The sequence below is a fragment of the Christiangramia sp. genome, from assembly GCF_029937855.1.
Classification (GTDB): Bacteria; Bacteroidota; Bacteroidia; order Flavobacteriales; family Flavobacteriaceae; genus Christiangramia.
The window spans coordinates 26,491-33,301 of record NZ_JAPYPC010000037.1; the positions used below are offsets into that span (position 1 = coordinate 26,491).

At 37.8% G+C, this 6,811-nt stretch carries 6 protein-coding genes and 1 tRNA gene; 6 read left to right on the forward strand and 1 reads right to left on the reverse strand.

The window, feature by feature from the left end; translation table 11 throughout:
• Nucleotides 1-70: 70 nt before the first annotated feature.
• The gene (locus tag Q1K34_RS15870) at nucleotides 71-745 is read right to left on the reverse strand and encodes an SCO family protein (RefSeq protein ID WP_300441066.1); all 675 of its coding nucleotides are present in this window, start codon (nucleotides 743-745) and stop codon (nucleotides 71-73) included.
• Nucleotides 746-898: 153 nt separating this feature from the next.
• Here Q1K34_RS15870 and rseP point away from each other — a divergent pair, with 153 nt between their 5' ends.
• The 6 genes from rseP to Q1K34_RS15900 all read left to right on the forward strand — a co-directional run bounded on the left by rseP (nucleotide 899) and on the right by Q1K34_RS15900 (nucleotide 6,810).
• The gene (gene rseP, locus Q1K34_RS15875; protein ID WP_300441071.1) at nucleotides 899-2,215 is read left to right on the forward strand and encodes an RIP metalloprotease RseP; all 1,317 of its coding nucleotides are present in this window, start codon (nucleotides 899-901) and stop codon (nucleotides 2,213-2,215) included.
• Between the two features lie 132 nt (nucleotides 2,216-2,347).
• Nucleotides 2,348-4,255, forward strand: coding sequence for a hypothetical protein (locus tag Q1K34_RS15880; protein WP_300441074.1), 1,908 nt, complete (start codon nucleotides 2,348-2,350; stop codon nucleotides 4,253-4,255).
• A gap of 9 nt (nucleotides 4,256-4,264) precedes the next feature.
• Nucleotides 4,265-4,414 carry a DUF5989 family protein gene (locus tag Q1K34_RS15885; protein WP_300441083.1) on the forward strand — a complete coding sequence of 50 codons (150 nt, stop codon included), beginning with the start codon at nucleotides 4,265-4,267 and terminating at the stop codon, nucleotides 4,412-4,414.
• A 6-nt stretch (nucleotides 4,415-4,420) separates the two neighbouring features.
• Nucleotides 4,421-4,798 carry an SxtJ family membrane protein gene (locus tag Q1K34_RS15890; protein ID WP_300441077.1) on the forward strand — a complete coding sequence of 126 codons (378 nt, stop codon included), beginning with the start codon at nucleotides 4,421-4,423 and terminating at the stop codon, nucleotides 4,796-4,798.
• 1 nt (nucleotide 4,799) lies between these two features.
• A complete protein-coding gene (locus Q1K34_RS15895; RefSeq protein WP_300441080.1) occupies nucleotides 4,800-6,617 on the forward strand; it encodes a carbamoyltransferase in 1,818 nt (605 codons plus the stop codon).
• A 119-nt stretch (nucleotides 6,618-6,736) separates the two neighbouring features.
• Nucleotides 6,737-6,810, forward strand: a tRNA-Asn gene (locus Q1K34_RS15900).
• Nucleotide 6,811: the final 1 nt, after the last annotated feature.

Consider the following 6,811-nt stretch of genomic DNA (forward strand, 5'->3'; position numbering starts at 1 on the left):
TTATTTAGATTGATTTTAAACAAGGCAAAAGTAAGGGAATTTAGACCAATACAAAAGTTAAAGGGATAAATTATTGGCGATCCTCGGCTTTGAGGATCTTGAGGTCCTGCATGAGGCTTTCTATGGCTTCGGGATCGGTTCCGTCATAAAACCCCCGAATTTGCCTGTGTTTATCTACCAGAACGAAATTTTCGGTATGTATCATATCGTAAGGGCCACCGTCACCGGTAGATTTTGTAGCCAAATAAGACTTTCGGGCCAGGTCATAAATTTCTTTTTTGTCGCCGGTGACAAGATTCCATTTTTCATCGATCACTCCTTTTTCTTCAGCATATTTTTTTAAAACTGGGACACTGTCTGAAACTGGAAAAACGGTGTGGGAGAGTAAATACACCTCGTCATCATTTTTAATTTTCTCCTGAATCTCTACCATATGATCGGTCATGATAGGGCAAATAGTAAGACAGGTAGTAAAAAAGAAATCGGCAATATAGATTTTGTCTTTATAGAATTTTTCGGTAATCGTATCGCCGTTCTGATTTACAAGCTTGAAATCGGCTATTTTATGATACTTTCTAATATACTGCATGCTGGAATCTACAAGTTCAGCATTTACCATATCTGGCTGATATACGGGCAGACGTTCTTCAGGCTTCAGCAATGTATAGATACAAAAAACGATAATTACCGAAAGAATAAAGAAAACAATGGCAAAGGTTTTGTAACGTGCAAAAAACTTGAGCATGCCTTTAAAATTTTTGCAAAGTTATAGCCTGCGCATGAAATAGGCGAATCCTAGTGCTGAAATTTTCAGCGGAAAGAAATCACCTGAAACTTAAACTTTTGTAGGAGCTTTTAAAAACTTACTTTTGTGCGATTTTAAATTTGAAGTTAGCTGATGGATCCATTTATAGTAAAAGCCATACAATTAATATTAAGCCTTTCTTTACTGATCGTTCTTCACGAATTAGGTCATTTTGTTCCGGCAAAACTCTTTAAGACCAGGGTAGAGAAGTTTTTCCTTTTCTTTGATGTAAAATTCGCCCTTTTTAAGAAAAAAATTGGTGATACCGTTTACGGGATAGGATGGCTACCACTGGGCGGTTATGTGAAAATATCAGGAATGATAGATGAGAGCATGGACAAGGAGCAGATGGCTGAAGCTCCCAAAGAATGGGAATTTAGAAGTAAGCCGGCATGGCAACGCCTCATTATCATGCTGGGGGGAGTTACCGTAAATCTTGTCCTGGGATTCTTAATTTATATGATGATCATGTTCGTTTGGGGTTCTGCTTATGTAGGCCCAGATGATATGCCGGAAGGTTTTGCAGTGGTAGATTCTTTTGAAGAATTTGGATTCCAGGACGGGGACAGGATTCTGGAAGTAAACGGAAAGGAATTTGAAAATAGTCTGAATATCAACAAACATCTTTTTATGAGAGATGTTAACAATATTACCGTGCTACATCAAAATGGTTCGGAAGAAACTATTAGCGTTCCCGAAGAAATTGGAACCAGGATGTTCGAACAGGGTATTATGCAGCCTTTCGTGCCTATACAGGCGCCTGTACTTGATTCTATTCAAACGGGATTGGCAGCTGAAAAAGCTGGACTCGAAAAGGGAGATAAAATAATTTCTATCAACCATACAGAAATTGGATACTGGCACGAGATTGCTCCTGTAACCCTGGAAAATAAGAATAAGGAGCTGGACCTGGTTTTTGAACGAAATGGTGAAATTAAAAGCACCACGATCACTCCGGATGAAGAAGGTAAATTAGGTTTTATTAAAACCTTCAATTTTGATATTAATAGAAAAAAGTACGGTTTACTCGAAAGCATAAATAAAGGCTTTGACTATGGTTACTGGACTTTGAGGGATTATGTCTATCAGTTTAAATATGTTTTCACCAAAAAAGGAGCTTCTCAATTAGGTGGATTTGGCGCCATTGGAGGACTTTTCCCTGATAGCTGGAACTGGTTTGGTTTCTGGAATACTACGGCCTTGCTTTCAATCATCCTTGCCTTTATGAACATTCTGCCAATCCCAGCCTTGGATGGTGGCCATGTGATGTTCTTATTATATGAAATGGTCACAGGAAGAAAACCGAACGATAAATTCATGGAAATTGCCCAAATGGTTGGATTCTTTATCCTTATAGCTTTAGTTCTATATGCCAATGGAAATGATATTTATCGCGCTTTGTTCGATTAAGGCTCGATTAATTATATTTAGAAAAGCAGTGCTGTCGCGCTGCTTTTTCTTTTTAAGAAAATATTTCAGACCAAAGTCTTTGGCTTGCTTTAAAAAAGCATCGATATTTAGATCGGGTTCTTAGACATGAGCATGCAAGAAAAACTATCAGGAAATACCAAAGGGGCATCCTCTGGAAATATTGACAGAAAAAAACTGCTGATATTTAAAATCTCAGCAGTAGTCCTGGCATTGTTATTTATTGTGTTACTGGAAGTGATTTTAAGATTCACAAACTATGGATCAGACTTTCCATTGTTTGTGGAGGCTGAAAATAAGCCAGGTTATATTTATATGAATCCCAATGTTTCTAATAAATATTTCTTCGGAACCGATAATGCTACCTCCGGTTACCGGGAGATCTTTAAAGTTCAAAAGGAGGAGGATACAAAACGAATTTTTGTACTTGGTGCATCTACAGGGATAGGGTATCCTTACCTCAAAAACGGTTCATTCCACCGTTGGCTTCAGTACGCGATGAATGAGAATTTTCCCGAAGAGCATATTGAAATTATCAATTTGTCTTTAACGGCCATTAATTCCTACACGCTTAGGGATTTTGCAGAAGAATTACCCAAATATGAGCCAGATGCCGTATTGATCTATGCCGGGCATAATGAATATTACGGAGCCTTAGGTGTTGGAGCGGTGAATTCTTTGGGAGGCTATCCGTCTGTGGTAAATTTAGCTTTACAAATTAGAGAGTTTCGTCTGGTTCAATTAATTTCAAATGCTATAGGAAAATTTCAGACTTTGTTTAAAGCGGAAAAACAGCAGGAAGAAACGCTGATGAAAAAAATGGTGGCGGAACAATCTATACCCCTGGATTCTGAAACTTATCAGGATGGAATTCATCAATTCCAATATAATTTTGAAAGGCTTTTGAAAGATCTTAATGATCAAAACATACCTGTTTTTCTAAGTACCATTGCTAGCAACGAGAAAGACATCAAGCCTTTTATTAGCGATAGCACTTCTACTAAAAATTCAGCAGAAAATTATTTTCAGCAGGGAAAAATAGCCTATGCGAATACTGAATATGAAAAAGCAAAAGAAAATTTTATAAAAGCGAAAGAGCTGGATATGTTGCGTTTTAGAGCTCCTTCTAAAATTAACAATATTATAAAGTCTTTTGAAAAATATGAGCATGTCTATTTGGTGGATACAGAAGCTGCATTCACAAAGCAATCACCGCATTTAAGTATAGGAAATGAATTGCTGGTAGAGCATGTGCATCCAAATTTGCAGGGATATTCCCTGATCGCTTATAGCTTTTACAAGGCTTTGGAAAGGGATAATGTGTTAGACCTGAATTGGAATAAAACCTGGACATTAAAGGAATTAAGACAGAAAATGCCAATTACCCAGCTCGATTCACTTCAGGGGGCCTACGAGGTGATGATGCTCAAACAGGGCTGGCCGTATTATGAAAAACCAAATCGCAAGCCTGGAAAGCTTGGTGTTCCGGAAAAGATCGCCAGAGAACTTGCCTTAAGAAAAATAAGTTGGGAGCAGGCTATGGAGTCATTGTACCGTCATTATTATGAGACAAAAGATATGGAATCTGCCTTAAAAATTGCAGAAGCGATAAGCCTGGAATATCCTGAAGAAGCTCAATTTTTTATAAAAGCGGGAGATCTTGCCCTGGAAATGGAGAAAAGTGAGAAAGCAGTTTCTTTTTATAAAAAAGCTTTTAACCTGGAGAGATCGGTGGGCACAGCCAGAAAAATTGTAGTGAATCTCATTACGAACCAGCAGTTTAAAGAAGCCATTTCTTATCTGGAATATATTCAGAAAAATGACCCCCGGGACTTTATGAGCAAAAAATTAAAATCTGATCTAACTTTTTTATTAAATGATTCAGTTCCTAATAAAGAACTGAAGTTAGCTGAAGTTTATTATCAGGTGGGCCAGAATAAAAAATCCAGAAAACTGCTTGAAGAATTTTTGGAAATCAATCCCGGGCATATAGAAGCGAAAAATTTGCTTAAAAAATTGTAATTTAAGATGATGGAAACTTTAAAGGAGTTTTGGCATTTTTTGAGGACCAGGAAGAAATATTGGATGATCCCTATCCTTGCAATGCTTTTATTGATAAGTTTTCTAATAGTTCTAACAGCAGGCTCAGCGCTTGCACCCTTTATTTATTCCCTTTTTTAAATATATATGCTGCATTTAACCAGACGACAATATATGGAAACCGGTATTTTGCTGGCTTTAGGATTTGTGGTTTTGGGTTGGTATGTTCAGGAATGGATGTTTCCATTAATTGGCGCGGGTATTTTATTCATCGGATTGATAATGCCCGTATTATTTAAACCGTTGGCATTTCTATGGTTCGGACTGGCAAAAATTTTGAGTTTTATAACTTCTTATATTTTACTTGGACTATTATTTTATCTTCTGGTAACCCCGGTGGGCCTATTCAGAAGAGTGCTAGGAAAAGATTCTCTACGGCTGAAAGATTTTAAGAGGTCTTCCGGTTCGGTAATGCAGGATCGAAAACACACGTTTAGCGCTTCAGACCTAAAAAATCCTTTTTGATATGGCTGAAGTGATCTTGGGTATCTCTGCTTTTTTTCATGATAGCGCTGCGGCACTGGTTATTGACGGAAAAATTATCGCAGCCGCGCAGGAGGAGCGTTTTAGTCGGGTTAAGAATGATGCTTCATTTCCTTCAAATGCCATAGAATATGTATTACAGGAAGCCAGTATTCATCCCCATGAAGTCACTCATATTACTTTCTACGAAAAGCCTTTATTGAAATTCGAAAGGCTGCTGGAAACCTATCATGCCTTTGCTCCTTCAGGGTTGAAAAGTTTTTTGAAAGCTATGCCCGTTTGGATGAAAGAAAAGATATTCTTCAGACGGATGATAAATTCGGAATTAAAAAAGCTTGGCTTTCCCCAATCAAAATTGTTTTTTCCTGAACATCATCTTTCGCATGCCGCAAGTGCATTTTATCCTTCTCCTTTTCAGGAATCCGCTATTTTAACTATAGATGGAGTAGGGGAATGGGCAAATATGACTATAGGTTATGGTGACGGAAATAAAATTTCAATCTTAAAAGAGCAGCATTTCCCACATTCTTTGGGGCTTTTCTACTCTGCTATTACTTATTACCTGGGTTTTAAAGTTAATAGCGGGGAATATAAAGTGATGGGTTTGGCAGCTTATGGGGACGCTGAAGCCGAACAAACCAAAGATTTTACAACAAAAATTCTGAAAAATATAGTAGATATAAGGGAAGATGGTTCTTTTCTTTTGAATATGGAATATTTCCGGTTTGCGACACATTTAACCATGACAAATGACGGGAAATGGAAGGAGCTATTTAATTTATCCAGGCGTGAAAAAGAAGGAGAATTAAAACAGATTCATGCAAATCTGGCGTTTGCAGCACAAAAGGTACTTGAAAAGATTGTATTGAAGCTTTCAAAAACAGCTCTAAAACTTACGGGTTCCAAAAAGCTTGTTTTAGCAGGCGGTGTTGCGCTGAATGGTGTTGTGAATGGTAAAATTTTGGAATTGGAAGGATTAAATCATATCTGGATTCAGCCTGCTGCCGGAGATTCTGGTGGAGCCCTTGGAGCTGCTTTGGCAACCTGGCATATCTTATTAGATAAAGGAAGGGAGAAGATCACAGGAGAGGCTATGCAGGGATCTTATCTGGGGCCAGGCTACAGTAATGAGCATATTGCATCGATGATTAGCCAATACAGGGAGCTTGATTTTGAATATCTTGAAGAAATTTCTCTACTTAACGAAACCGCTAATGCAATTGAGAAAGGTTTAATTGTGGGCTGGTTTCAGGGAAGAATGGAATTTGGGCCTCGCGCTTTAGGGAACCGTAGTATCCTTGGAGATGCCAGAAATTCTGAAATGCAGCGAAAGATTAATCAAAAGATCAAATTCAGGGAAAGTTTCCGGCCTTTCGCACCAAGTGTTTTGCAGGAAAATGTATCAGAGTATTTTCATCTTGATACAGCTTCACCCTATATGTTATTGGTAAGAGAAGTGAAAAATATCGATAAAAAGGAAACTTCCATGGGAGCAAAAAGTTTTATGGAAAGACTGGATGAAATTAGGTCGAATATTCCTGCGGTTACTCATATAGATTACACGGCAAGAATTCAGACGGTTTCCGAAAGATCGAATTTGCGCTACTGGAAATTATTGCAACAGTTAAAGAAACGAACCGGAGATGGCATTGTAATTAATACAAGTTTTAATGTTAAGGATGAGCCCATAGTTTGTTCTCCCAGGGATGCCATTGAATGTTTTCTAAAGACAGAAATGGATATGCTGGTGCTGGAAAACTTTATTGCTTATAAGAAAAATCCAAAGCGAAAAATTCGCTAAAATATTGACTATTTGGAAGATTGCGGATCATTCAAAAATTCTTAGAAAAAAATCGAAAAAATCTTTTGACAGCATTTAAAATTTGATTTATATTTGCAACCGCTTTCAAAGCAAAACATTCCTCCTTAGCTCAGTTGGTTAGAGCATCTGACTGTTAATCAGAGGGTCCTTGGTTCGAGCCCAAGAGGAGGAGC